Origin of the sequence: Williamsia sp., assembly GCF_036566845.1 — a bacterium.
In the GTDB taxonomy this organism is placed as follows: Bacteria; Actinomycetota; Actinomycetes; order Mycobacteriales; family Mycobacteriaceae; genus Williamsia.
Genome location: NZ_DATCVM010000186.1, coordinates 38,532 through 61,589, shown reverse-complemented (window position 1 = coordinate 61,589; position 23,058 = coordinate 38,532). Strand labels below are relative to the sequence as shown.

The window sequence follows — 23,058 nt, the reverse complement described above, 5'->3', positions numbered from 1 at the left end:
CTCACAATGAAACCGTTGCCGCCGAACACTGCCGCAGATGCTGACACCGATACCGCGCTCGACTGGCTCCAAGAGGCCGCCGAGGTCCGTGCTGCCGAGGGGCTGCATCGCACGCTGGTTCCGCGCACCGCCGATGACCGATTGCTGATCCTGGCCTCCAACGACTACCTCGGGTTGTCGCGCCATCCCGACGTTCTCGCGGCCGCACACGAAGCACTGGACCTGTGGGGCGCCGGATCGACATCGTCCCGGCTGGTCACCGGAACGACACAGATCCACGAATCCCTCGAGAACGACCTCGCCGAATTCCTCGGCTATGAATCCGCGCTGGTGTTCTCCTCGGGGTATGTCGGCAACATCGCTGCCGTGTCGGCGCTGATGGGCCGCGGCGATCTGATCGTCTCCGACGGCGGCTCGCACGCATCGTTGATCGACGGCTGCCGGCTGTCGCGGGCCCGCGTCGTGGTCGTGGACCGCGGTGACCATGCCGCCGTGCGTCGGGAGCTGGAGACCCGAAGCGAACAACGGGCGATGGTGGTGACCGACTCGGTGTACTCGATCGACGGCGCGATCGCCCCGGTTGCCGAGCTGTACGCCGCTGCCCGCGCCACCGGTGCCGTGCTGTTGGTTGACGAGGCCCATGCGTTCGGTGTCCGCGGCACCGGTGGGCGCGGCGTTCTGAACGAAGTGGGTCTGTCCGGGGCGCCGGATCTCGTCACCACGGCTGTGCTCTCGAAATCGCTTGGCTCACAAGGCGGTGTGGTCCTCGGGTCGGCAATGGTCCGGGACCACCTGATCGATCGCGCCCGCACCTTCATCTTCGACACCGGTCTCGCGCCCGCCGCGGCCGGTGCCGCCCAGGCCGCGCTGCGAGTGCTCAGGGCGCAGCCAGAGCTCGCAACCCGGGTGCGCGCCAATGCCTCCCGGCTCGCGACGTTGTGCGGCGGTACGGAGTCGGAGGCGGCGGTCGTCTCGATCATCATCGGTGATCCGGGTCAGGCGTTCGCCGCAGCGCAGCGTTGCCGCGAACGCGGAGTGCTGGTCGGGTGTTTCCGCCCACCGTCGGTTCCGCCGGGCACATCGCGGCTGCGTCTGACCGTCCGCGCCGATCTCACCGACAACGACATCACGCAGGTGGCCGACGTCGTCACCGCGGTTCTCGCCGAGATCTGAGGTCGCACAGTGAGACTCGTGATCACGGGCACCTCCACCGAGGTCGGCAAGACCGTGGTCACCGCGGCGATCGCGGCCGCTGCGATGGCTTCCGGGGCGACAGTCGCCGTGTGCAAACCGGCGCAGACCGGGGTCGGACCGGACGACAGCGGTGACGTCGATGAGGTGATCCGGCTCTCGGGTGTCACCACGACATCCGAGCTGTATCGCTTCCGGGACCCGCTCGCACCGGCCCGGGCGGCCGTGCGTGAGGGTGCGGCGCCGGTGGATCTGCAGACGGTCCTCAACGGAGTCCGTGCCCTCGACGATCACGAGCTGACGTTGGTGGAAGGTGCCGGAGGCGTGCTGGTCCGGCTGGCGCCCGACATCACCATGCTCGACGTCGCGGCCGGACTCGGGGCGCCGTTGCTGGTTGTCGCGGGGGCCGGGCTCGGCACGCTCAACCACACCGAACTCACCACCTCGGCGATCAAGGCCGCCGGATTGGAATGCGCGGGCATCGTCATCGGTTCCTGGCCGTCGGAGCCGGGGCTGGCCGAAGAATGTAATCTCGACGACCTGCCGGAGCTCACCGGGGTCCCGGTGATCGGCCGTATCCCGGCAGAGGCCGGGAGCCTACTCCGGAGTAGTTTTACTTCGCAGGCGTCCGGATGGTTTGATCCGGATTGGCTGGCGGGACTGTGACCCTCTGCCACATGCCCGATGTGCGTGATGATGCACACTGAGGGCTCAAACGTTCATGACGAAAGGGATGCCACGTGACCCAGGCGCCAGTACGCACCGACATACTCGACGTCGCACGTGAGCAGGTGTTGGAACGCGGGGAGGGGCTCAACCAGGAGCAGACGCTGCAGGTCCTGCAGCTGTCCGACGATCGGTTGACCGACCTGCTGCAACTCGCTCATGAGGTGCGGATGAAGCATTGTGGTCCTGAGGTCGAGGTGGAAGGCATCATCTCCCTCAAGACCGGCGGCTGTCCTGAGGATTGCCATTTCTGTTCGCAGTCGGGTTTGTTCGCCTCTCCGGTGCGTTCGGCCTGGATCGACATCCCCGCGCTGGTGGAGGCGGCCAAGCAGACCGCGAAGTCGGGTGCGACCGAGTTCTGCATCGTCGCCGCGGTCCGCGGACCGGACAAGCGTCTGATGGCTCAGGTGGCTGCGGGTATCGAGGCCATTCGTGCCGAGGTCGACATCCAGATCGCGTGCAGCCTGGGCATGTTGTCGCAGGAGCAGGTCGACGAGCTCAAGGCGATGGGTGTGCACCGCTACAACCACAACCTGGAGACCGCGCGGTCGCATTTCCCGAACGTGGTGACCACGCACAGCTGGGAAGAGCGCTGGGGCACGCTGAAGATGATCCGCGAGGCCGGGATGGAGGTGTGCTGCGGCGGCATCCTGGGTATGGGTGAGTCGCTCGAGCAGCGCGCCGAGTTCGCTGCCGATCTGGCCTCGCTCGATCCTGATGAGGTGCCGTTGAACTTCTTGAATCCGCGTCCGGGTACCCCGTTCGGTGATCTGGAGGTGCTTCCGGCGTCGGAGGCGTTGAAGTCGATTGCGGCGTTCCGGTTGGCATTGCCGCGCACGATTTTGCGGTTTGCCGGTGGGCGTGAGATCACCCTGGGTGATCTGGGTGCCAAGCAGGGCATCCTGGGTGGGATCAATGCGGTGATCGTGGGCAACTACCTGACCACGCTGGGCCGTCCGGCCGAAACCGATCTGGATCTGCTCAACGAGCTGCAGATGCCGATCAAGGCACTCAACGACTCGATTTGATCACCGATCAGACGATGAATGACATCCCGACGCCGCTGGCACTCCCGATGGTCTACGGCGTCTACACCGGGGTGAAGCTGGATGTGCAGGACCCGGATTCGATTCCCCGGGCGGCGCAGCTCGGGCTCGAACCGCCGCGCTACTGCGGACAGTGTGGTCGACGGATGGTTGTGCAGGTTCGTCCTGACGGCTGGTCGGCCCGCTGCTCGCGGCACGGTACCGTCGACTCCGTGGAGCTGTACCAACGTTGACCGGGCGCGGCCGGTCCTTGATTTTTGTGTCGGCAGGTGTGGTCCTGGTCGGTGCGCTGTGGGGACTGATCTGGGGTCTGCTGACCCCCGGTATCGAAGGTCGCATGGTCACCGCCGACAGTGCGGTCGCCACCGGCGACACATCCGACGCCTTCGTGGCGATCGGTGTCTACTTCACCGTGGCGCTGATCGCCGGGGTGATCCTGGCCGTGGTCTTCTGGATGCCGCCGCGATTGCGCGGTCCGGCCGGTGTCGCCGGGTTGGCGTTCGGTGCGATCGCCGCCGGGATCATCGCGGTCTGGGTCGGTGACGCGGTGGCACGCGTGCGTTTCCCCGGCCGAGACGGTGTCCCCATCGACGGGAACTTCACGCAGGCGCCGAGTTTGCGGATGCCGGATGCGTTCCTCGACATCGGGGGAGGGATCGGGTTCTCGTGGGCGCTGCTGGCCGTGGCGCCCCTGACCGCGTTGCTGACGTACGTGGTGCTGATCGTCATGAACCGGAGCGGCGATCTCGGGTATCCGTCCGAACCACCACCACCGCCGGTCTTGGCCGGCAGTGACGTGTCACACCACTGAGCCCCTTGCCATCGAACAGTTGTAGTTTCACAATTGTTTGATGAGCTCAGTACCTGACGTCCTCAGCCCCCACCGCAAGGCGGCGATCCTGGCGACGTGTTGCCTGAGCCTGCTGATCGTGTCGATGGACGCCACCATCGTGAACGTCGCCATCCCGTCCATCCGAGCGGATTTCGGCGCGTCGCCGTCGCAACTGCAATGGGTCATCGACGTCTACACCCTGGTCCTGGCCAGTCTGCTGATGCTGTCCGGGACGACCGCCGACCGCTTCGGGCGCCGCCGGGTCTTCCAGATCGGACTGGCCACCTTCGCTCTCGGATCCCTGCTGTGTTCTCTCGCGCCCAGCATCGGCGTCCTGATCGCGGCTCGCTTCCTTCAGGCGGTGGGCGGATCGATGCTCAATCCGGTGGCGATGTCGATCATCACCAACACCTTCTCGGGGAGGGTCGAACGCGCTCGGGCGGTCGGCGTGTGGGGCGCGGTTGTCGGGATCTCGATGGCGCTAGGTCCCATGGTCGGCGGTGTGCTCATCGATCTCCTGAGCTGGGAGTTCGTCTTCTTGATCAACCTGCCCATCTGCCTCATCGCCTTCGTCGCCACGGCTCTGGTGGTTCCCGAGTCCAAATCGAAGCGGGTGCGCTCGCTCGATCCGATCGGGCAGGCCCTGGCGATCGTGTTCATGGTCGGTCTGATCGTCGGTCTGATCGAGGGCCCGGGACTGGGTTGGACGGATCCGACGACGATCGGCATATTCGTCGTCGCCGCAGTGGCGTTTGTCGCCTTTTGCAAATACGAACTCCACCGGTCTGACCCGTTCATCGAATTGCGCTTCTTCCGGAGTGTGCCGTTCTCGACGGCCACGGTCACCGGAGTCTGTGCATTCGCGGCCTACGGCGCGTTCCTGTTCATGATGTCGATCTACCTGCAGAGCATCCGCGGATTCACTCCGGTCGAGACCGGATTGTTGTTCCTGCCCATCGCGGTCGGCACCCTGATCGTCTCGCCACTGTCCGGGCGTCTGGTCGGGCGCTACGGGACCAGACCGTCGCTCGTGGCGTCCGGATTGCTGCTCGCCGTGGCCTCGGCGTTGCTGGCCCAACTCGGTACGGATACACCCAACTGGCAGCTGCTGGTGATCTTCGGGATGTTCGGTGTCGGATTCGGTGCCGTCAACGCGCCCATCACCACCGCCGCGGTCAGCGGGATGCCCCGAGACCGCGCCGGAGCGGCATCCGCGGTCGCCTCGACCAGCCGTCAGGTCGGCGTCAGCATCGGTGTCGCATTGTCGGGGACGATCGCCGGTTCGGTGATCGAGGCCACCCCTGGGTCGACTGCGTCGCTCTCCGCGATGGCACCGCTCTGGTGGGTGGCGTTCGGGCTGGCGTTGGTCATCGCGGCGCTCGGGATCTATTCGACCACCGCGAAATCGGCTGCGACCACCGACAAGGTCGCCGCCCTCTTTGCGGAATCGGATGAGACACCGATCGTTCAGCCCACGGTGGCGGGACGATCCCGGACGTCCGGCGGTGGCGGAGATGCCTGAATCGCGGGACGCCGTCTGGCAGGGGATGAGCTCACTCGTCCACAACAACCGCGACTCCTGGCGGCGGGCGGTCATCGGCCGAACCGGATTGCCGTTCAGCAGGATTCGGATACTCACCCGGCTGGGGACCGGTCCTATGACGGTCAAACAACTTGCTGCGGCGGCCACCGTCGACGCGCCCGCCGCCACCGTCGCGGTGACCGAACTCGAACTGAGAGGTCTTGTCAACCGACAGACGAATCCGGCGAACCGGCGGACCAAGATCGTCTCCCTGACGGAGTCCGGGCGGGAGATGCTCGACCTGGTTGCGGCCATCGCGGATCCCGCGCCCGCCGCCTTCGACGTGTTGACCGACGATGAATTGTCAACGCTGGCACAGCTTGTTGCGAAGATGGCGGAGCGGTCACCTCGCCGCAACTGATGCCCGGCCCCTCACCCCCCCCAAGTTCGCCCCGCACCCCCCCCCAAAATTCGCTCCGCCTGCCTGCGTGTGCTCCACGTGCAACAGGAGCGAACGCAAGCAGGTGGAGCGAATTTGGGGGGTGGGGTCCGGGGGGGGTGGGGTCAGAGGGGAGGGCGCAGGGTGGCGAACTCGTCGGTGATCCGCAGTTGTTTGTCGGCGAATCGGTAGAGCGCGGGTGGACGTCCGCCGGACGGGCCGGTCCGTCCGACGGTTCCGGTTGCCGTGATGACGCCGCGCCGCGAAAGGATGCGCAGCAGGTTGGTCGAGTCCACCGGATAGCCCAGGGCGGCGCAGTAGATGTCGCTGAGGGCGGACATCGAGAATTCCGCCGGCGCCAGCGCGAACGCGATGTTGGTGTACGAGAGTTTCGCGGCCAGTCGTCGTCGCGCGCGTTCGACGATCTGCCGATGATCGAAACTGATCTCCGGCAGCATCGAGACGGGGTGCCAGCGGGTGTCCGGGGGCAGGTTCGGTTGCGAATCCGATGGCACCATGCCGAGGTATGACGACGCGATCACCCGGGGGCCGGGAACCCGGTCCGGTTCGGAGAACACGGACAGTTGTTCGAGGTGGGCGACTTGGCGTAGATCGACCTTTTCCGCGAGCTGACGCAGCGCCGACGACCGGAGGTCCTCGTCTGCCTGCAGGCTGCCACCGGGAAGCGACCACGAACCCGCCTGTGGATCAAAAGCCCTCTGCCACAACAAAACCGACAGAACGGGCGGCTCTCCTGGTAGGTGATCGCGAACCTGGAACACGGCACAGAGGACTTCGTGGAAGACACTCGGCGACGGCATGGCTGCGAGTGTAATAGGTGGCGCGGCCGGTGCCCGACCAGGCGCGAACCCGCTGTCCGGGCGCTGAGTGTGAGAGTGCGCACAGGGCGGGGTGATAGGATTGGTCGAGGTTTTCGATCTACAGTCGAAAACCCCGGCCCATAGCCCAGGCCGGCCACCGAAGACCGGCGCCATGAACAGGAGGTGGTTGTCATGACGACCACGTCACTCAACCTCGGAGCAACCGAGCCCCTCTACACCGGTGTCGAGCCGACCCCGGAGTGGTTCGCCGAGATCAAGAGTCTCGCCAAAAAGCGGAACGCCACCCTGCTCGCGCACAACTATCAGCTGCCGGCCATCCAGGACGTCGCAGATCACGTGGGGGATTCGCTCGCGTTGTCGCGCATCGCGGCCGAGGCCGAAACCGACGAGATCATCTTCTGTGGCGTTCACTTCATGGCCGAGACCGCCAAGATCCTGAGCCCGGACAAGCGTGTGCTGATCCCGGACGAGCGGGCCGGTTGCTCGCTGGCCGACTCGATCACCGCCGACGATCTGCGCGACTGGAAGGCCGACAACCCCGATGCCGTGGTCGTCTCGTACGTCAACACCACCGCCGAGGTGAAGGGCCTGACCGACATCTGCTGCACCTCGTCCAACGCGGTGGACGTCGTGGCCTCGATCGATCCCGACAAGGACGTCCTGTTCCTCCCGGACCAGTTCCTCGGCGCCCACGTCAAGCGGGTCACCGGTCGCACCAACATGCAGATCTGGGCCGGCGAATGCCACGTCCACGCCGGCATCAACGGTGAGGAGCTCACCGCCAAGTCGCGGTCGCATCCCGATGCCGAGCTGTTCGTGCACCCCGAATGTGGTTGCGCCACTTCGGCGCTCTATCTGGCCGGCGAGGGCTTCGTGCCCGCCGACAAGGTCAAGATCCTCTCCACCGGAGGCATGCTCGACGCCGCCCGAGAGACTGGAGCCAAGCAGGTCCTGGTCGCCACCGAGGTCGGAATGCTTCACCAGTTGCGCAAGGCCGCACCGGATGTCGACTTCCAGGCCGTCAACGACCGTGCGTCCTGCCCATATATGAAGATGATCACCCCGGCCGCGCTGCTGCGCTGCCTGCGGGAGGGCAAAGACGAAGTCCACGTGGCTGCGGACGTCGCCGAAAAGGCACGTCGCAGCGTCCAGCGGATGATCGAGATCGGCAACCCGGGGTCGGGGGAGTGACAGCCGACCCGGCCGGAACTGCCGAGGTCAAGGCGCTGATCACTCTCGCACTCGACGAGGATCTGCGCTACGGCCCCGATGTCACCACGGCGGCAACGGTTCCCGAGGGTGCTGTGGCCACCGCGGTGCTCTCGAGTCGTCAGTACGGTGTGCTCGCCGGGCTCGACGTGGCGCTCGGTGTGTTCGACGAGGTGATCGGTGCCGGTGACTACCAGGTGCTCGACCGGCTGACCGACGGTGCGGAACTGGAACCCGGATCGGCGATCGCAACACTGCGTGGTCCGGTTGCCGGGCTGCTCGTCGCCGAACGAACCGCGCTGAATCTGCTGTGTCACCTCTCCGGCATCGCCAGTGCCACCGCAGTGTGGGTCTCCGAGGTCGAGGGCACCCACGCCAAGGTGCGGGACTCGCGAAAGACCTTGCCGGGCATGCGGTCTCTGCAAAAGTACGCCGTGCGATGCGGTGGCGGCCAGAACCACCGGATGGGGCTCGGCGACGAGGCGCTCATCAAGGACAACCACGTCGCGGCCGCCGGATCGGTGACAGCGGCCCTGAACGCCGTGCGTGCCGCCGCGCCCGACATCGCCTGTGAGGTCGAGGTCGACAGCCTCGAACAGTTGGACGAGGCGCTGGCGCTGAATGCCGAACTGGTTCTGCTGGACAACTTTCCGCTCTGGCAGACGCAGATGGCCGTGCAGCGTCGCAACTCGACGTCGCCATCGACCAAGCTCGAGAGTTCCGGTGGGCTGACGGTCGATGTGGCCGGCGATTACGCCCGCACCGGCGTCGATTACCTCGCGGTCGGTGGCCTCACCCACTCGGTGACCGCCCTCGACATCGGGTTCGACTGGATCGGCGACTGACCGGTCCGGCCGGTCGGTAATCCTCTTCGGTCAGCGATCTTGCCGATCGGGCACCAGTGCCCCGAGCAGGAAGTTGACCACCGAGATGATGATCGACCCACCGACGGCGGTCCAGAAGCCGCTGACACTGAGGCCGAAGTCGGTGGTCTCGGTCACCCAGGCCGTCAGCAACAACATCAGCGCGTTGATGACCAGGGTGAACAACCCGAGGGTGAGGATCAGCAACGGCAGCGACAACAGCTGTACAAACGGCTTGATCGCGGTGTTGACGATGGTGAACACCAGTGCGATGAACAGCACGACCAGGATCTGGGCGCCGGTGTCCCGACCGTCTGTTGCGATCGAGATTCCGTCCATGATGGCCGCGGCAATCCAGATGGCGACGGCGTTGATGAGCAGGCGAGCAGCGAAGACCATGCTCAAATCCTAGTGCCCCGAGTCGAAATTCCTTGTGCAGTCTCCGGCGTTCGAATCCACCGGTTACTCGCAAGAGACTTTCGACTCGCGACACTGGGGCCGCTGGTAAAACTGCTGGCCGAAGCGCATATCCTTGGGGGGAAGTCCGCAGCCGCAATCTATGGCAACTGTGGATCGCCAACAATTCGTCAGGAGTTCTCAGCTCATGCTTGCCCGCACCGACCTTCGCGGTGTCAACGCCACCACTGCTGCGCTGCGCCGCACCCTTCCGCGCGGCGCCACCGACGTCGACACGGTCTTGGGCCAGGTCAAACCCGTGATCGACGCGATCCGGGAGCATGGTGCCGCGGCGGCACTCGACTACGGCAAGAAGTTCGACGGTGTGGCGCCGGAGACCGTGCGGGTCCCCGGCGAGCAGATCGAGAAGGCGCTGACCGAGATCGATCCGGATGTCCGGGCCGCGCTGGTCGAGGCGATCGACCGGGCCCGCAAGGTCCATGCCGATCAGCGTCGCACTGATGTGACCACTGAGGTCTCGCCCGGCGGAACCGTCACCGAGCGGTGGATCCCGATCGCTCGGGTCGGCCTGTACGTGCCGGGTGGCAATGCGGTCTACCCGTCGAGCGTCGTCATGAACGTGGTGCCGGCCCAGGCGGCCGGTGTCGATTCGCTGGTCGTCTCGTCGCCGCCGCAGGCCCAGTTCGACGGCCTGCCGCACCCGACGATCCTCGCGGCCTGCGCCCTGCTGGGTGTCACCGAGGTCTGGGCGGTGGGCGGCGCACAGGCGGTGGCCCTGCTGACGTACGGCGGCACGGATACCGACGGCAGCGACCTCGAACCGGTCGACCTGATCACCGGTCCGGGCAACATTTACGTGACTGCCGCAAAACGGCTGTGTCGCAGTGTGGTCGGCATCGACTCCGAAGCCGGCCCCACCGAGATCGCGATCTTGGCCGATAGTTCCGCCAGCCCGGTCAACGTGGCCGCCGACATGATCAGCCAGGCCGAACACGACGTGATGGCTGCGTCGGTCCTCGTCACCGACAGCGTTGAACTGGCCGACGCCGTGGACGTTGCACTCGAGCTCCAGATCCGGCGGACCAAGCACGTGGAACGGGTTCGGGAAGCGCTCGCCGGCCCGCAGTCGGGAATCATCCTGGTGGACAACATCGATCAGGGTCTGCAGGTGGTGAACGCCTATGCGGCCGAACACCTCGAGATCCAGACCCGCGACGCTGCCGCAGTGGCCGCGCGGGTGCGCAGCGCCGGTGCGATCTTCGTCGGCGATTACTCTCCGGTAAGCCTGGGCGACTACTGCGCCGGCTCCAATCACGTTCTGCCCACCTCGGGTTCGGCTCGCTATGCCTCCGGTCTGTCGGTGCAGACGTTCCTGCGCGGAGTGCACGTCATCGACTACGACGAGGCAGCTCTCAAGGAGGTCTCCGGCCACGTGCTGAACCTGTCGAAGGCCGAGGACCTGCCTGCGCACGGCGAAGCGGTCCGGCTGCGGTTCGCCGGCTCGGAGGATCTGCGGTGACGCCACAGACCCCGACGTCCCAGACCCGTACCTCTCACACTCCCACTGCTCCTCCACTTCGTATCGGCCTCGACGACCTGCCGCTGCGTGAATCACTCAAGGGGCAGTCGCCCTACGGTGCCCCGCAGCTCGATGTCCCGTTCCGGCTGAACACCAACGAGAACCCGCATCCGCCGTCGCAGGCGTTGATCGACGACGTCGCCGCGTCGGTGCGGGAGGCGGCAGCAGAACTGCACCGCTACCCCGACCGCGATGCGGTTGCCCTGCGGACCGACCTCGCCGCCTACCTCAGTGCGGCGACAGGCGTGGCGCTGACCGCTGAAAACCTCTGGGCGGCAAACGGATCCAATGAGATCCTGCAGCAGCTGCTGCAGGCCTTCGGTGGCCCGGGCCGTAGCGCGCTCGGATTTGTCCCGTCGTACTCGATGCACCCGATCATCTCCACGGGCACCGACACCACCTGGATCGACGGGAAACGCAACGCCGACTTCTCGTTCGACACCGACGGCGCACTCTCGGCCATCGCGGAACTGGCGCCCGACGTGGTGTTCCTGACGTCACCGAACAATCCGACCGGTGGTTCCATCCCGCTGGACGACATGCGGGCCGTGGCCGCTGCCGCACCGGGGATCGTCATCATCGACGAGGCCTACGGGGAGTTCTCCGCGGAACCGAGCGCGGTGGCGCTGATCGAGGAGTTCCCCGCCAAGATCGTCGTCAGCCGGACGATGAGCAAGGCATTCGCCTTCGCCGGTGGACGGCTTGGTTATCTGGCCGCCGACCCGGCCGTGATCGATGCACTGTTGCTGGTGCGGTTGCCGTACCACCTGTCCGTGGTGACGCAGGCGGCTGCGCGGGCGGCATTGCGGCACGCCGACGACACCCTCGCCGGTGTCGCCGCGATCGTCGATGAACGACGGCGGGTGACCGCGGAACTGACCCGCCTGGGCTATTCGGTGGTCGATTCGGACGCCAATTTCATCCTCTTCGGCCCGTTTGCCGACGCGACCGCGACCTGGCAGAACTACCTCGACGGAGGCGTGTTGATCCGTGACATGCACATCGAGGGGCACCTGCGTGCCACCATCGGATTGCCGGCCGAGAACGACGCGCTGCTGGCCCGCAGCGCCGAATTGGCTCAGACAGACCTGATCGGAGAGCAGAAATGACCGAACAACCGCGTGTGGCCCGCATCGAGCGGACCACCCGGGAGTCCTCGATCACCGTGGAGATCAACCTCGACGGCACCGGGCGCACCGACATCTCCACCGGCGTGGCCTTCTACGACCACATGCTGACCGCATTCGGTGCCCACGGCAGCTTCGACCTCACGGTCGCGGCAACGGGTGACGTCGAGATCGAGGCCCACCACACCGTCGAGGACACCGCGATCGTGCTCGGCCAGGCCATTGCCAAGGCGCTCGGCGACAAGAAGGGCATCCGTCGCTTCGGTGACGCCTGGATCCCGATGGACGAGACCCTGGCCCAGGCCATCGTCGACGTCTCGGGGCGCCCGTATTGCGTGTTCACCGGCGAGCCCGAGCACCTGTTGACCACCACCATCGGTGGCAACCCGGGTGTGCCGTACCACACGGTCATCAACAAGCACGTCTTCGAGACCCTGGCCATGAACGCGCAGATCGCGTTGCATGTCCGCACGATCTACGGCCGGGATCCGCACCACATCACCGAGGCGCAGTTCAAGGCCGTGGCACGCGCATTGCGGGCCGCCACCGAGTCCGACCCCCGGGTGTCGGGTGTGCCCTCGACAAAGGGCGCCCTGTGACCGGAGATGTGGGAGTGACCACCGGCAACAGCGTGACCGGCAGCTTCGGCGACCGTACGGTCGCGATCCTCGACTACGGATCGGGCAACCTGCGGTCGGCGCAGCGGGCGCTGGAACGGACCGGCGCCCAGGTGACCGTGACATCTGATCCGACGGTCGCACTCGATGCCGACGGTCTGGTGGTTCCCGGTGTCGGTGCGTTCGCGACGTGCATGGAGGGTCTGCGAGCGGTCAAGGGCGACCGCATCATCGACGACCGGCTTGCCGGGGGACGCCCGGTCCTGGGCATCTGCGTCGGGATGCAGATCCTGTTCGACCGCGGGGTCGAGTTCGGTGTCGAGGCCGAAGGCTGTGGTCAGTGGCCGGGGACGGTCAGCCAATTGCAAGCCGAAGTCCTGCCGCACATGGGCTGGAACACCGTTGAGGCGCAGCCGGATTCGATGCTGTTCGCCGGTATGCCCGACGGCGAGCGCTACTACTTCGTGCATTCGTATGCGGCGCAGACGTGGGAGTTGCCGCCGGACGTGCTGTTCAAGGCGCCGAAGCTGACCTGGGCCACCCACGGCGGCCGGTTCCTCGCGGCGGTGGAGAACGGTCCGCTGTGTGCAACCCAGTTCCATCCGGAAAAGTCCGGAGACGCCGGAGCCAGACTGCTGAGCAACTGGGTCGGATCGCTCACGTGACCATCACCAACCCGGTCCGTCCGTGATGAGCACGCCGCAGTTCTCGTTTGCCCGGCTGGCCCTGTTCACCGTGGGCGCCGGGGTTGCGGTGCTCGCCATCTCGACCGTGATCGTCATCGGACTGGCGCAGGTGTCACCGCTGGCCGCGTTGATCGTCGCGGTTCTGGCGCTGATCCTGACGATTGTCGTGATGGGTATTGTTGCCAACCGGATGGTCGACCGCGTGGCGCAGGCGATGCGCGAAGAGTCAGACCGAACCGATATCGAAGGAGATTGATCCTCAGCATGAATGCACGACTTGAACTGCTCCCGGCGGTCGACGTCGCAGACGGCCAGGCAGTACGGCTGGTGCAGGGTGCCGCCGGTAGCGAGACCTCCTACGGTTCGCCCCGTGAGGCAGCCCTGACCTGGCAGCGTGACGGCGCGGAGTGGGTGCATCTGGTCGATCTCGATGCCGCGTTCGGTCGCGGCAGCAACCGTGAACTGCTGGCCGAGGTGATCGGTGAGCTCGACGTGAAGGTCGAACTGTCGGGCGGCATCCGCGGCGACGATTCCCTGAAGGCGGCGCTGGCCACCGGTTGTGCCCGAGTCAATCTCGGTACTGCCGCGCTGGAAGACCCCGAGTGGTGCTCGCGCGCCATCGCCGAACACGGTGACCGGATCGCGGTGGGCCTCGACGTCCAGCTGGTCGACGGGTCATACCGCCTGCGCGGCCGCGGCTGGGTGTCCGACGGCGGCGACCTCTGGGATGTCCTCGAGCGACTCGAACGCGACGGCTGCAGCCGGTACGTCGTGACCGACGTGACCAAGGACGGCACCCTCACCGGGCCGAACCTGGAACTCCTGCGTGAGGTCACCACCAAGACGAATGCGCCGGTGGTCGCCTCGGGCGGGGTGTCGGCGATCGAGGATCTCGTTGCGATCGCCGGGTTGGTCAGCACGGGTGTGGAGGGTGCGATCGTCGGAAAGGCGCTCTACGCCGGACGTTTCACCCTTGTCGAAGCGCTTGCGGCGGTCGCGTCGGCATCATGAGTTCGGTGCTCGGAGGGACCCTTCCACTCGATCTGGATCCGCAGCAGTTGCTGGCCGACGCCGCGGCGATCCTCGATCAGGCCACTGAACGGTTCATGTCGGGTGTCGGTGCACCCAGTGCGGTTACGAAGGGTCACAACGACTTTGCGACCGAGTTCGACTTCGAGCTCGAACGGACCATCTCCGCGGAGCTGGCGCAGCGTACCCAGATCGCCGTGCACGGTGAGGAGTTCGGTGGTCCGGACCTCACCGAGGGCACGGTGTGGGTGGTCGATCCGATCGACGGCACCTACAACTACTCGGCCGGTCTGCCGATCGCCGGGATGTTGCTGGCGCTCGTGCACGACGGCCGGCCTGTCCTCGGGCTGACCTGGTTACCGTTGTCGGGCCTGAACTATCAGGGATTCGTTGGCGGCGGACTGGTCTGCAACGGCAAGCCGATGCCGCAGCTCGCGCCGCGCAAGCTCAGCGAGGCGATGCTGGCTTTCGGCGCGTTCAACATCGCGAGCCGGGGGCGTTACCCCGGTGCGTACCGGGTGGAGATGCTCGGTGAGCTGAGCCGGCGTACCTCGCGTCTGCGGCTTTTCGGCAGCACCGGCTTCGACCTCGCACTCACCGCCGGTGGACAGCTCGACGGTTCCGTCACCTTTGGCCACCACGCCTGGGACAACGCCGGTGGTGCCGCGCTGGTCCTGGCCGCCGGTGGTCAGATCAGCGACATCGAAGGCCGGCCCTGGTCGGTCACATCGCCGTCGATCGTGGCGGCGAGTCCGGGAGTCCACGACGAGCTGATCGAATTGATCGGCCGCCTGGGCGATCCGGGCGCGTTCGAACCTCCGAAGGAGAAATACACATGACGGTCGCGGTTCGGGTCATACCCTGCCTGGACGTCGACGCCGGCCGAGTGGTCAAGGGCGTCAACTTCCAGAATCTGCGCGATGCCGGTGATCCCGTCGAACTCGCCGCGGCCTACGACAAGGCCGGCGCGGACGAGCTCACCTTCCTCGATGTGACTGCGTCGAGTGGCAACCGCGGCACGATGGTCGACGTCGTCAAGCGCACCGCCGATCAGGTGTTCATCCCGCTGACCGTAGGTGGCGGTATCCGGACCGTGGCCGACGTCGATCGTCTGCTCCGCGCCGGCGCCGACAAGGTCAGCGTCAACACCGCGGCCATCGCCAATCCGGACGTGCTCGGCGAGATGAGCCGTCACTTCGGATCGCAGTGCATCGTGCTGTCGGTTGACGCGCGCACCGTGCCGGAGGGCCGGCCGCAGACGCCATCGGGCTGGGAGGTCACCACCCACGGTGGCCGTGAGGGCACCGGCATCGACGCCGTGGAGTGGGCCCGTCGCGGCCAGGACCTCGGGGTGGGGGAGATCCTGCTCAACTCGATGGATGCCGATGGCACCAAGAACGGCTTCGATCTCGCGATGATCACCGCGGTGCGCGCCGCGGTGCGGGTGCCGGTGATCGCCAGTGGCGGCGCGGGCGCGGTGGAACATTTCTCACCCGCGGTGCGTTGCGGAGCAGACGCGGTGCTGGCGGCCTCGGTCTTCCACTTCGGCGAGCTGACCATCGGGCAGGTCAAAGATGCGATGCGGGCCGAGGACATCCCCGTCCGCTGAACCGGGCACGCGCTGAATCGGGCGCTGCACCAACATTTTTCATACTCGGGAGTGATGACGATGACGCTGGACGCCGGGATCGCGCAGCAGCTCAAACGCAATGCCGACGGGTTGGTCTGCGCCGTGGTGCAGGAGGCCGGCACCGGGCAGGTACTGATGGTTGCCTGGATGGACGACGACGCTCTGGCCCGCACCCTCGAAACCGGTCAGGCCACATACTTCTCGCGGTCCCGCGGCAAGCAGTGGATCAAAGGTGAGACCAGCGGACACACCCAGAAAGTCACCGAGGTGCGTCTGGATTGCGACGGAGACACCGTTCTGATGACCGTGGAACAGACCGGCGCGGCCTGCCACACCGGCGACCACACCTGCTTCGACGCGAACGTCCTGGCCGATTTCCGGGGTTCAGATCCGAGTTGACGGCTCGGCGCGGAGAATTGATCGGGACCCGGTTCCTGAGAGCTCCACTACGACGTTGATCGGCGGTACCCGATGCGACCCCTGCGATACTCCATCAACGTCACGTTGGACGGATGCTGCGATCATCGTGCCATGGAGGGGAGCGAAGAAATGCACCGGCGCGCGGCGGAAACCCTCGCGCGGGCCGATGGTCTCCTTTTCGGGCGAGTGATCTACCAGATGATGGAATCGGCCTGGCGTCCCTCTGCGCAGACCGATGAGATTGTTGACCAGACAGATCCGTTTGCGGTGACGATCGACGCGGCGAAGAAGTACGTCGTGTCGAGCACCCTGGACCGGGTCGACTGGAACGCCGAACTCCTGCGCGGGGATCTGGGCACCGCCGTGACGCAGTTGAAGCAGGAGCCGGGTAAAGGCCTGCTCACGGGCGGCATGATGCTGCCGTTGGCGTTGGCCGAGTTGGGATTGATCGACGAGTACGAGTTCGTTGTGCATCCCCGGCTGGCGGGACGCGGCCCGACCGTATTCGCGGGGTTGTCGAAGCATGTCGACCTGAAGCTCGTGGATCGGCAGGAGTATGCATCCGGGGCGGTCGCGCTTCGATATGAGCCCCGTTCTTGATCATTGTTGGGTTCGGTTTTGGTCGTTCACTGACGCAATTGATCAAGAGGCTTATTTGTCGTTACCGAATACCGGGAAATGTCTGCCCTATCAGGCAGCCGTAAGTGGGTTCGATCGTCAGGTGATCCGCAGTACGTTCGGTGTGTCAAATCCCTTGTAGGAGGCCGAAAATGGCAACACCAGGACCGAACGATCAGCCCGAATCGATTGACAACATCATTGCGCAGTCGCGCCCGCAACAAGGTGATGTGCCGCCCGAACTCAACGACCCTCAGAATTATCTCGTCTTCGATCGTCCGGCTTCTGCGCCCGAACTCGCCGAATCCGCCACGGTCATCGCCGAGGGTGCCGATGGCCTGCTCGCGATCAGCGACCCCGACACCGTCCTCGGGGTGGTCGTCGGAGAGGTACAACCGACCACACACGAACAGATCGCACGACAGGTCGCCTCCGCTAGGCAGAGCGATGACTCGCCGGGGGATGAGCCGTACATCCCGGACTGGACCGCGGTATCGGCCGCGCCCTCGCTGGCTCCCACACAGGACCCGCCATACCTGTTGCGCCGCAACGGAAGCAGAGTCAAGCCCGAGTGGGTCATCTCGCCGGATGCGCGCTCTGCGTACTATCCGAACACGTACCCGTTCTCCATCGTCGGACGGATATTCGTCTGGCAGAACGCGGCCGACCCGAACTGGTCTTGGTGGGGCACGGCGTCATTGGTCGGTGCCCGGTCGATCCTGACGGCCAGCCACGTCGTGCCGTGGGGGTCCGGGAACTGGAAAGCGCTGTTCGTGCCGGCGTACTACGACGGTGCGTCGATCCATGGTTCGTGGGCGTCGTCGTGGATCACAAACGCCCAGGGCTACAGCAGTCACGCCCAGGGCGACGACATGGCGGTGATGCGGCTGGCGACTCCGCTCGGAAGCAGCCTGGGCACTTTCGGTTTCAAGACCTACAACTCCGCGTGGGAGGACCAGAGCGTGTGGACTCTGCCGGGCTATCCGTGGGACAAGGATTCCGGCAATCGCCCGTGGCTGCACCTGAACTTCCCGATCATCGACGACGACAACGACGGCGCCGGGGTTGAATTGGAATATCAGGCCGACACCGAGGGCGGTCAAAGTGGTGCGCCGGTCTTCGCATGGTTCAGCGGATCCCCCTACATCGTCGGAACCCATTCCGGTGGCGAGAACAATGTGGGGGAGCCGCGTCAGAACGTCGCCGCCGGCGGCAATGCGCTGACGAACCTTCTGCACTGGGCGCGCAACAACTGGCCATAGTCGCGGCGAGGATCTGGGGTCAGAGACTTGTCGGTGGGTGCCGATTGAACTGTTGTATGAGCACGGGGGTGGCAGATCTCATCAACCGTATCGAGGGCATGGTTCTTGATGCGGAAGAGGTCGTTGCTGTCCGTGAGGTGTTGTCGCGCAGGCTCGTTGAGGTGTCGCTGGCGAACCTGTCCGACGCCGAAACCGTAGATCTTGCGCAGGCGGTGGAGACCCGGACCCGTCGTGATGAAGCGGTGAAGGTGCGGATTTCGGCGGCTCAGGCCAGTGCCCGGTCGAAAAGAGCCGAACGCGTAGGCCAATGGCACACCCCCACCGGGTGAGGTCACCGCTTCGGTCTATCCGCATACCTGGCTGGCGCTGCGCGACGGTGCGATCGGGGTGGCGCATTACAACGTCATCGACGCCACGTTGAGGAATCTGCCCGGCACGATCCGCGGCAACCTCGAAGTGTGGGCTCAGGGTGAGCAGTTGATGGCCGAGGCCGCCCGCACGATGGACCCCGATGAACTCAAACGGGTCGGCCTGTATCTGCGCGATCACCTCGACCCTGACGGCGAGTTCGATGACAGTGATCGGCAACACAAACGCGAACTGTCGGTGTCCAAGCAAGGTGCGGACAAGATGGCCGCGATCACCGGCACGCTCGATCCGGTGACCAAAGCGCTCTGGGATGTCGTTGCCGCCAAATGGGCTGCCGCGGGGATGAACAATCCCAACGATCCGGACTCACCGTCGGGGCCGGCGGATAAAGCCGACAAGGACACTGTGCGCGCGGCAGCCGCACGCGATCATCGCACGCCGGGACAACGCAACCATGACGTTGGAGCAACTCGAACAAGAAACGGGGTGTGGCCACCACCGCCTCGGGTGGGGTGGTGTCGGTCCAGGATGTGTTGAAGCTCGCGGGTGTGAGTCGTAAGTTTTTGGCGTTGCTTGACGACAAGCACCGACCGCTGTTTCTGGGTCGGGAACGACGTCTGGCCACCGCCGATCAGCGGATGGCGTTGATCGCTGCCGAGCGGGGTTGCTCGCGGCCCTACTGTGATGCTCCGGCGACAGAGGTGGCGGTGCATCACATGCGGGAGTGGCCCAAGGGCGGCCGGACCGACATCACTGTCCTGACGTTGGTGTGCGATCCCGACCACGCCCAGATCCATGATGCTGAGACCGGGTGGATCGCCGAGATCATCAACGCCGACACCGGCCCACCGGGTTGGCAGGGCCGGATCGGGTGGCGTCAATGCGGAACTCTGGATCGGCCGCGACCCAACAACACTCATTTCCCGGAGAAGTACTTCACCAACCCGGAAATGTGGAACCCCGACAGCAGGGCCGATGCCGAGTGGTTCCAGGCACGTGCCCGAGAAGTGTTCGAGAACAAGCCTGCCGAACCAGTGGTGTTCAAGGTCGACTTCGGGTGGAAACGCGCCTCGTATCGTGCCGCGTGAGCATCAACGTCAGTTGAGGTTTCCGGTCACGATCACCGCTCGGCAAGCGCCAACGATGCCCGCAACTGACTGAATCGCAGCACTGCGGGTTCGCCGGTCACCTGCTGGTAACGGTCGATCAGGTCTCCGACGAACTGATCGACGTCGGACGCGGGAAGTCGGTGTGTCCAGTCCGTGGCACCCACCGAAAACCACTGTGCAAAAGCGTCGGTGGAGTCGAACTGCCATCGCAGATCCTGTACTGCGAGATCGGAGACGGTGAAGCCGGCCTTCTCGGCGAACTCACGAAACCGATCGGGTTCGACGTGGAAGTACGGAGGTTCGAAGTCGGCGAAGTACCGGCTCCACGTCGAGGTCGCCGCGATCTCCATTGCCACGTCTTCGATGCTCGGACGGTCTGTAGCGCAAACGATTTGAATGACGGCCCGGCCGCCATCGTCCAGACTGCGGGCGATACCTTGGAGTGCAGTGGGCTGGTCGTGGATCCAGTGCAGCGCGTTGAACGACACCGCGATGTCGAAATCGCGCTCGAAAGGCAGTGCCAACGCGTCATCGACGTGGAATTGCACGCGGAGCAGATCGGCCGGTACCCGGGATGGACCGGCCGGTACCAGGGTGAGTGCCTTCTCGATCATGCGTCGGGAGGCATCCACGCCCACGACAGAACCTGACGGTAAGCGCTGCGCGAGTTGCATGGTGATGAACCCGTCGCCGCAGCCGACGTCGAGAAGACGCTCATGTCCCGCGAGTTCGAGATCACCGATCGAGACCTCCGCCACCATCCGCTGAAGCGCACTGACATCGGCGTATCGGTCGCCATCCCAATCGATCACAACCAGCTCCCTCTCCAGCGGCCGCATGTGTGGGGTCAAGTGTGACGGCGGCGCCGATCACGGGGTGCGAAATGCGTCATTTCACCAACGGTCGTCCGACCTCTCCGGGTTGGCAGCGTGTGGCACAGTTTTTCCATGCCACTCATTCAGATCTCCCAGACGCCCGGTCTCAGCGATCGCGTCAAGCGTGAAACCATCGCCGCCGTCACCGAGGCGTACGCGCGTGCGACCGGCAAGAGCCCCGATTCCGTCTGGGTCACGATCACCGAGGTCCCGCGATCTCACTGGGGTGTGGGTGGGGAGCCGCTCGGTCAGTAACGCGGGGCTGGGACAATCGGAAACGATGGCAAACAAGACCACCGCCGCAGGTACTGCGGGCGGCTTCACAGACACCACAACGCTGGCCCAGTTCCTCGAGCTGGCAGCTGATCATCGAGTTGTGCCGGTGACCCGAAAGGTCCTGGCCGATTCGGAGACACCCCTGGGTGCGTACCGAAAGCTCGCCGGTGACCGACCCGGGACATTCCTGCTCGAATCGGCGGAGAACGGCCGCTCGTGGTCGCGATGGTCGTTCATCGGCGCAGGCTCTCCCGCCGCGCTGACCTCGGTCGACGGCGAAGCGCAGTGGTGGGGCACCCGGCCCGCCGGAGCCCCGGCCGGAGGCGACCCACTCGTTGCTCTCGCGGAGTCGCTGCGGATCCTGGCCACCGACCGGTTCCCGGACCTGCCGCCGCTGACCGGAGGGTTCGTGGGCTTCCTGGCGTATGACGCCGTCCGGCGCCTCGAACGCCTGCCCGACACCACGGTGAACGATCTCCAGCTACCGGAGATGCTGATGCTGCTCGCGACGGACATCGCGGCGGTCGACCATCACGAGGGCACCATCACCCTGATCGCCAACGCGGTGAACTGGGATGGCAGCGCCGAGCGGGCCGACGAGGCCTATGCCGACGCGGTGGCCCGCCTCGACACGATGACCGCAGCGCTGGCAGCGCCGGCCCCGTCCACGGTGTCGACCTATCACCCCGCCGAGCCGGAGTTCGTCGCTCAGCGGACTCGCGAGGAGTACGGGACGATCGTCACCAGTCTGGTCTCGGAGATCGAGGCCGGCGAGGCGTTCCAGGTGGTGCCGTCGATGCGTTTCGAGATGCAGACCGACGCCGACCCCATCGATGTCTACCGCGTGCTGCGCACCACCAATCCGAGCCCGTACATGTACCTGTTGCGGGTCCCGGGCAACGGCGGACCGGACTTCACGATCGTCGGATCGAGCCCGGAAGCTCTTGTCACCGTGAAGGATTCGGTGGCAACCACACATCCGATCGCGGGCACCCGCTGGCGTGGGGCCACCGAGTCCGACGACCTGTTGCTCGAAAAAGACCTGCTGGCCGACGAGAAAGAGAACTCCGAGCACCTCATGCTGGTGGATCTCGGCCGCAACGACCTCGGTCGGGTGTGTGAGCCGGGCACGGTGAAGGTGTCGGACTATCGGCACATCGAGCGCTACAGCCACGTCATGCACCTGGTGTCGACGGTGTCGGGTGAGTTGCAGGCCGGACGAACCGCGCTCGACGCGGTCAACGCCTGCTTCCCGGCCGGGACCCTGACCGGCGCGCCCAAGGTGCGGGCGATGGAACTGATCGACGAACACGAGAAGACCAGGCGCGGGTTGTACGGCGGGATCGTCGGCTACCTCGACTTCGCGGGCGACGCCGATACCGCCATCGCCATCCGCACCGCGGTCCTCAAAGAGGGGCGCGCGTACGTGCAGGCCGGTGGTGGCGTGGTGGCCGACAGCGAGGCCGACTACGAGTACAACGAGGCGAGCAACAAGGCACGCGCGGTCCTCAAGGCGATCGCGGCGGCCGAGACGATGACGCCGATCGCAGGCGGCGGCGATGAGTGAGAACAGCACCGAAGCCCGCAAGTCCGCGAGCAGTCGCGGCCGTCGGCTGGGGATCATCGCCGTTCTGCTCGGACTCGGTGCCCTGGCTTTCTGGGCCGCGTCCCGGATGACGTGGGCCGAGCTGATCGGCGCAGACGGTATGACGCCGCCCCGCACCTTCACCGTCAAGGGTTCGGACTGGACGCCGTTGCTGACCCCGCTGGCGATCGTGTTGCTGGCCGGGATCGCGGCCGCGGCCTCGCTGCGTGGCTGGGCCCTGCGGATCACCGCGTTTGTCGTCGCAGCGGTGGCGATCGTCGGGATCGTGCCTGCGTTGACCCTTCTCACCGGTGACGACGATGTCAGCTACGCGGCGAAGGTGATCGAGCTGCCCGTCCGCTACCAGGCGTTGCAGGTCGAGACCAAGATCCTGCCGGGTCTGATCGTGATCGCGGGCGCGCTGGCCGCGGTGGTCGGCGCTGCGGTGATGCTGCAGACCGCGTCGCGGGATGCGCCGATGTCGTCGAAGTACAAATCGCCCGGGGCACGCCGCGCAGAGCTCGAAAAAGAGGTGTTCGCCAAGCGCGACGCCGAGCGTCGGGAGTCCGTCAGCGGCCCGGACCAAGCGGAGGCCGTGACCGGCAACGACAGCACTGTGGCGCCGGGAGACGGCAACGAACGGTTGCTCTGGGATGCCCTCGACACCGGTGACGATCCGACGATGGATCCGACGGATCGCGAGAGGTGACGGGTTTCACTTTGTTTGGCGGACCCGAAATCTGGCGTGAAGTGGGTCGCAGCTACCCTTTGGGTACCGAAAACACGAGC

General features: G+C 65.7%; 29 protein-coding genes. 26 read left to right on the top strand and 3 right to left on the bottom strand.

Features of this window, described 5'->3' with window-relative positions; all coding sequences use genetic code 11:
- Positions 1-6 precede the first annotated feature (6 nt).
- From VIQ49_RS17785 to VIQ49_RS17755, 7 genes are all read left to right on the top strand, one after another.
- On the top strand, positions 7-1,173 hold the full coding sequence (locus tag VIQ49_RS17785) for an 8-amino-7-oxononanoate synthase (protein WP_331886954.1): 1,167 nt from the start codon (positions 7-9) through the stop codon (positions 1,171-1,173).
- Positions 1,174-1,191: 18 nt separating this feature from the next.
- Entirely contained in the window at positions 1,192-1,857 is a 666-nt protein-coding gene (gene bioD / locus VIQ49_RS17780; protein ID WP_331886952.1) for a dethiobiotin synthase, read from the top strand.
- A 74-nt stretch (positions 1,858-1,931) separates the two neighbouring features.
- Positions 1,932-2,945, top strand: coding sequence for a biotin synthase BioB (bioB, locus tag VIQ49_RS17775; protein WP_331886950.1), 1,014 nt, complete (start codon positions 1,932-1,934; stop codon positions 2,943-2,945).
- A gap of 14 nt (positions 2,946-2,959) precedes the next feature.
- Entirely contained in the window at positions 2,960-3,196 is a 237-nt protein-coding gene (locus VIQ49_RS17770; RefSeq protein WP_331886948.1) for a hypothetical protein, read from the top strand.
- Positions 3,193-3,774, top strand: a complete 582-nt coding sequence (locus tag VIQ49_RS17765; RefSeq protein WP_331886946.1) for a DUF2567 domain-containing protein — start codon at positions 3,193-3,195, stop codon at positions 3,772-3,774. Before VIQ49_RS17770 ends, VIQ49_RS17765 begins: the two co-directional genes overlap by 4 nt.
- A gap of 40 nt (positions 3,775-3,814) precedes the next feature.
- The gene (locus tag VIQ49_RS17760; protein WP_331886944.1) at positions 3,815-5,317 is read left to right on the top strand and encodes an MFS transporter; all 1,503 of its coding nucleotides are present in this window, start codon (positions 3,815-3,817) and stop codon (positions 5,315-5,317) included.
- The gene (locus VIQ49_RS17755) at positions 5,310-5,738 is read left to right on the top strand and encodes a MarR family winged helix-turn-helix transcriptional regulator (protein ID WP_331886942.1); all 429 of its coding nucleotides are present in this window, start codon (positions 5,310-5,312) and stop codon (positions 5,736-5,738) included. Before VIQ49_RS17760 ends, VIQ49_RS17755 begins: the two co-directional genes overlap by 8 nt.
- 143 nt (positions 5,739-5,881) lie before the next feature.
- Here the strand turns inward: VIQ49_RS17755 and VIQ49_RS17750 are convergent, their stop codons facing one another.
- Positions 5,882-6,577, bottom strand: coding sequence for an NUDIX hydrolase (locus tag VIQ49_RS17750; protein WP_331886940.1), 696 nt, complete (start codon positions 6,575-6,577; stop codon positions 5,882-5,884).
- A 192-nt stretch (positions 6,578-6,769) separates the two neighbouring features.
- On the opposite strand from VIQ49_RS17750, the gene nadA reads away from it, so the two are divergent.
- Positions 6,770-7,789, top strand: a complete 1,020-nt coding sequence (nadA, locus tag VIQ49_RS17745) for a quinolinate synthase NadA (protein ID WP_331886938.1) — start codon at positions 6,770-6,772, stop codon at positions 7,787-7,789.
- Positions 7,786-8,652, top strand: a complete 867-nt coding sequence (nadC, locus tag VIQ49_RS17740) for a carboxylating nicotinate-nucleotide diphosphorylase (RefSeq protein ID WP_331886936.1) — start codon at positions 7,786-7,788, stop codon at positions 8,650-8,652. The genes nadA and nadC overlap by 4 nt, the downstream gene beginning before the upstream one ends.
- Before the next feature lie 30 nt (positions 8,653-8,682).
- Here nadC and VIQ49_RS17735 read toward each other — a convergent pair whose 3' ends face one another.
- On the bottom strand, positions 8,683-9,069 hold the full coding sequence (locus VIQ49_RS17735) for a phage holin family protein (RefSeq protein WP_331886934.1): 387 nt from the start codon (positions 9,067-9,069) through the stop codon (positions 8,683-8,685).
- Between the two features lie 205 nt (positions 9,070-9,274).
- Between VIQ49_RS17735 and hisD the strand changes: the two genes are divergently transcribed.
- The 14 genes from hisD (at position 9,275) to VIQ49_RS17665 (ending at position 19,512) form a co-directional block, all read left to right on the top strand.
- The gene (gene hisD, locus VIQ49_RS17730) at positions 9,275-10,606 is read left to right on the top strand and encodes a histidinol dehydrogenase (protein WP_331886932.1); all 1,332 of its coding nucleotides are present in this window, start codon (positions 9,275-9,277) and stop codon (positions 10,604-10,606) included.
- A gap of 62 nt (positions 10,607-10,668) precedes the next feature.
- On the top strand, positions 10,669-11,775 hold the full coding sequence (locus VIQ49_RS17725) for a histidinol-phosphate transaminase (protein WP_331887074.1): 1,107 nt from the start codon (positions 10,669-10,671) through the stop codon (positions 11,773-11,775).
- Entirely contained in the window at positions 11,772-12,392 is a 621-nt protein-coding gene (hisB, locus tag VIQ49_RS17720) for an imidazoleglycerol-phosphate dehydratase HisB (RefSeq protein ID WP_331886930.1), read from the top strand. Before VIQ49_RS17725 ends, hisB begins: the two co-directional genes overlap by 4 nt.
- A 32-nt stretch (positions 12,393-12,424) precedes the next feature.
- Complete coding sequence (gene hisH / locus VIQ49_RS17715) at positions 12,425-13,075, top strand: imidazole glycerol phosphate synthase subunit HisH (protein WP_414731658.1); 651 nt, start codon at positions 12,425-12,427, stop codon at positions 13,073-13,075.
- A 25-nt stretch (positions 13,076-13,100) separates the two neighbouring features.
- Positions 13,101-13,352: a hypothetical protein gene (locus VIQ49_RS17710; protein ID WP_331886928.1), complete on the top strand. Its 252-nt coding sequence runs from the start codon at positions 13,101-13,103 to the stop codon at positions 13,350-13,352.
- Positions 13,353-13,360: 8 nt separating this feature from the next.
- A complete protein-coding gene (gene priA, locus VIQ49_RS17705) occupies positions 13,361-14,107 on the top strand; it encodes a bifunctional 1-(5-phosphoribosyl)-5-((5-phosphoribosylamino)methylideneamino)imidazole-4-carboxamide isomerase/phosphoribosylanthranilate isomerase PriA (protein ID WP_331886926.1) in 747 nt (248 codons plus the stop codon).
- A complete protein-coding gene (locus tag VIQ49_RS17700) occupies positions 14,104-14,964 on the top strand; it encodes an inositol monophosphatase (RefSeq protein ID WP_331886924.1) in 861 nt (286 codons plus the stop codon). The genes priA and VIQ49_RS17700 overlap by 4 nt, the downstream gene beginning before the upstream one ends.
- Positions 14,961-15,734, top strand: coding sequence for an imidazole glycerol phosphate synthase subunit HisF (hisF, locus tag VIQ49_RS17695; protein ID WP_331886922.1), 774 nt, complete (start codon positions 14,961-14,963; stop codon positions 15,732-15,734). Before VIQ49_RS17700 ends, hisF begins: the two co-directional genes overlap by 4 nt.
- A gap of 60 nt (positions 15,735-15,794) precedes the next feature.
- A complete protein-coding gene (gene hisI, locus VIQ49_RS17690; RefSeq protein WP_331887070.1) occupies positions 15,795-16,154 on the top strand; it encodes a phosphoribosyl-AMP cyclohydrolase in 360 nt (119 codons plus the stop codon).
- A gap of 72 nt (positions 16,155-16,226) precedes the next feature.
- Positions 16,227-16,775: a dihydrofolate reductase family protein gene (locus VIQ49_RS17685; RefSeq protein WP_331886920.1), complete on the top strand. Its 549-nt coding sequence runs from the start codon at positions 16,227-16,229 to the stop codon at positions 16,773-16,775.
- A gap of 170 nt (positions 16,776-16,945) precedes the next feature.
- Positions 16,946-18,055 carry a trypsin-like serine peptidase gene (locus tag VIQ49_RS17680; RefSeq protein ID WP_331886918.1) on the top strand — a complete coding sequence of 370 codons (1,110 nt, stop codon included), beginning with the start codon at positions 16,946-16,948 and terminating at the stop codon, positions 18,053-18,055.
- A gap of 56 nt (positions 18,056-18,111) precedes the next feature.
- On the top strand, positions 18,112-18,384 hold the full coding sequence (locus VIQ49_RS17675) for a hypothetical protein (RefSeq protein ID WP_331886916.1): 273 nt from the start codon (positions 18,112-18,114) through the stop codon (positions 18,382-18,384).
- Positions 18,385-18,442: 58 nt separating this feature from the next.
- Positions 18,443-18,961 carry a DUF222 domain-containing protein gene (locus VIQ49_RS17670; protein ID WP_331886914.1) on the top strand — a complete coding sequence of 173 codons (519 nt, stop codon included), beginning with the start codon at positions 18,443-18,445 and terminating at the stop codon, positions 18,959-18,961.
- Between the two features lie 11 nt (positions 18,962-18,972).
- Positions 18,973-19,512 carry an HNH endonuclease signature motif containing protein gene (locus VIQ49_RS17665; protein ID WP_331886912.1) on the top strand — a complete coding sequence of 180 codons (540 nt, stop codon included), beginning with the start codon at positions 18,973-18,975 and terminating at the stop codon, positions 19,510-19,512.
- 32 nt (positions 19,513-19,544) lie between these two features.
- Here the strand turns inward: VIQ49_RS17665 and VIQ49_RS17660 are convergent, their stop codons facing one another.
- Positions 19,545-20,345: a class I SAM-dependent methyltransferase gene (locus VIQ49_RS17660; RefSeq protein WP_331886910.1), complete on the bottom strand. Its 801-nt coding sequence runs from the start codon at positions 20,343-20,345 to the stop codon at positions 19,545-19,547.
- A 135-nt stretch (positions 20,346-20,480) separates the two neighbouring features.
- Here VIQ49_RS17660 and VIQ49_RS17655 point away from each other — a divergent pair, with 135 nt between their 5' ends.
- From VIQ49_RS17655 to VIQ49_RS17645, 3 genes are read left to right on the top strand one after another with little or no spacing between them, the layout of a single operon-like run.
- Positions 20,481-20,663 carry a 4-oxalocrotonate tautomerase family protein gene (locus tag VIQ49_RS17655; RefSeq protein WP_331886908.1) on the top strand — a complete coding sequence of 61 codons (183 nt, stop codon included), beginning with the start codon at positions 20,481-20,483 and terminating at the stop codon, positions 20,661-20,663.
- Positions 20,664-20,688: 25 nt separating this feature from the next.
- Positions 20,689-22,251 (top strand): anthranilate synthase component I, encoded by a 1,563-nt coding sequence (locus tag VIQ49_RS17650; RefSeq protein ID WP_331886906.1) that lies wholly within the window; start codon positions 20,689-20,691, stop codon positions 22,249-22,251.
- Positions 22,244-22,978, top strand: a complete 735-nt coding sequence (locus tag VIQ49_RS17645) for a TIGR02234 family membrane protein (protein WP_331886904.1) — start codon at positions 22,244-22,246, stop codon at positions 22,976-22,978. The genes VIQ49_RS17650 and VIQ49_RS17645 overlap by 8 nt, the downstream gene beginning before the upstream one ends.
- Positions 22,979-23,058: the final 80 nt, after the last annotated feature.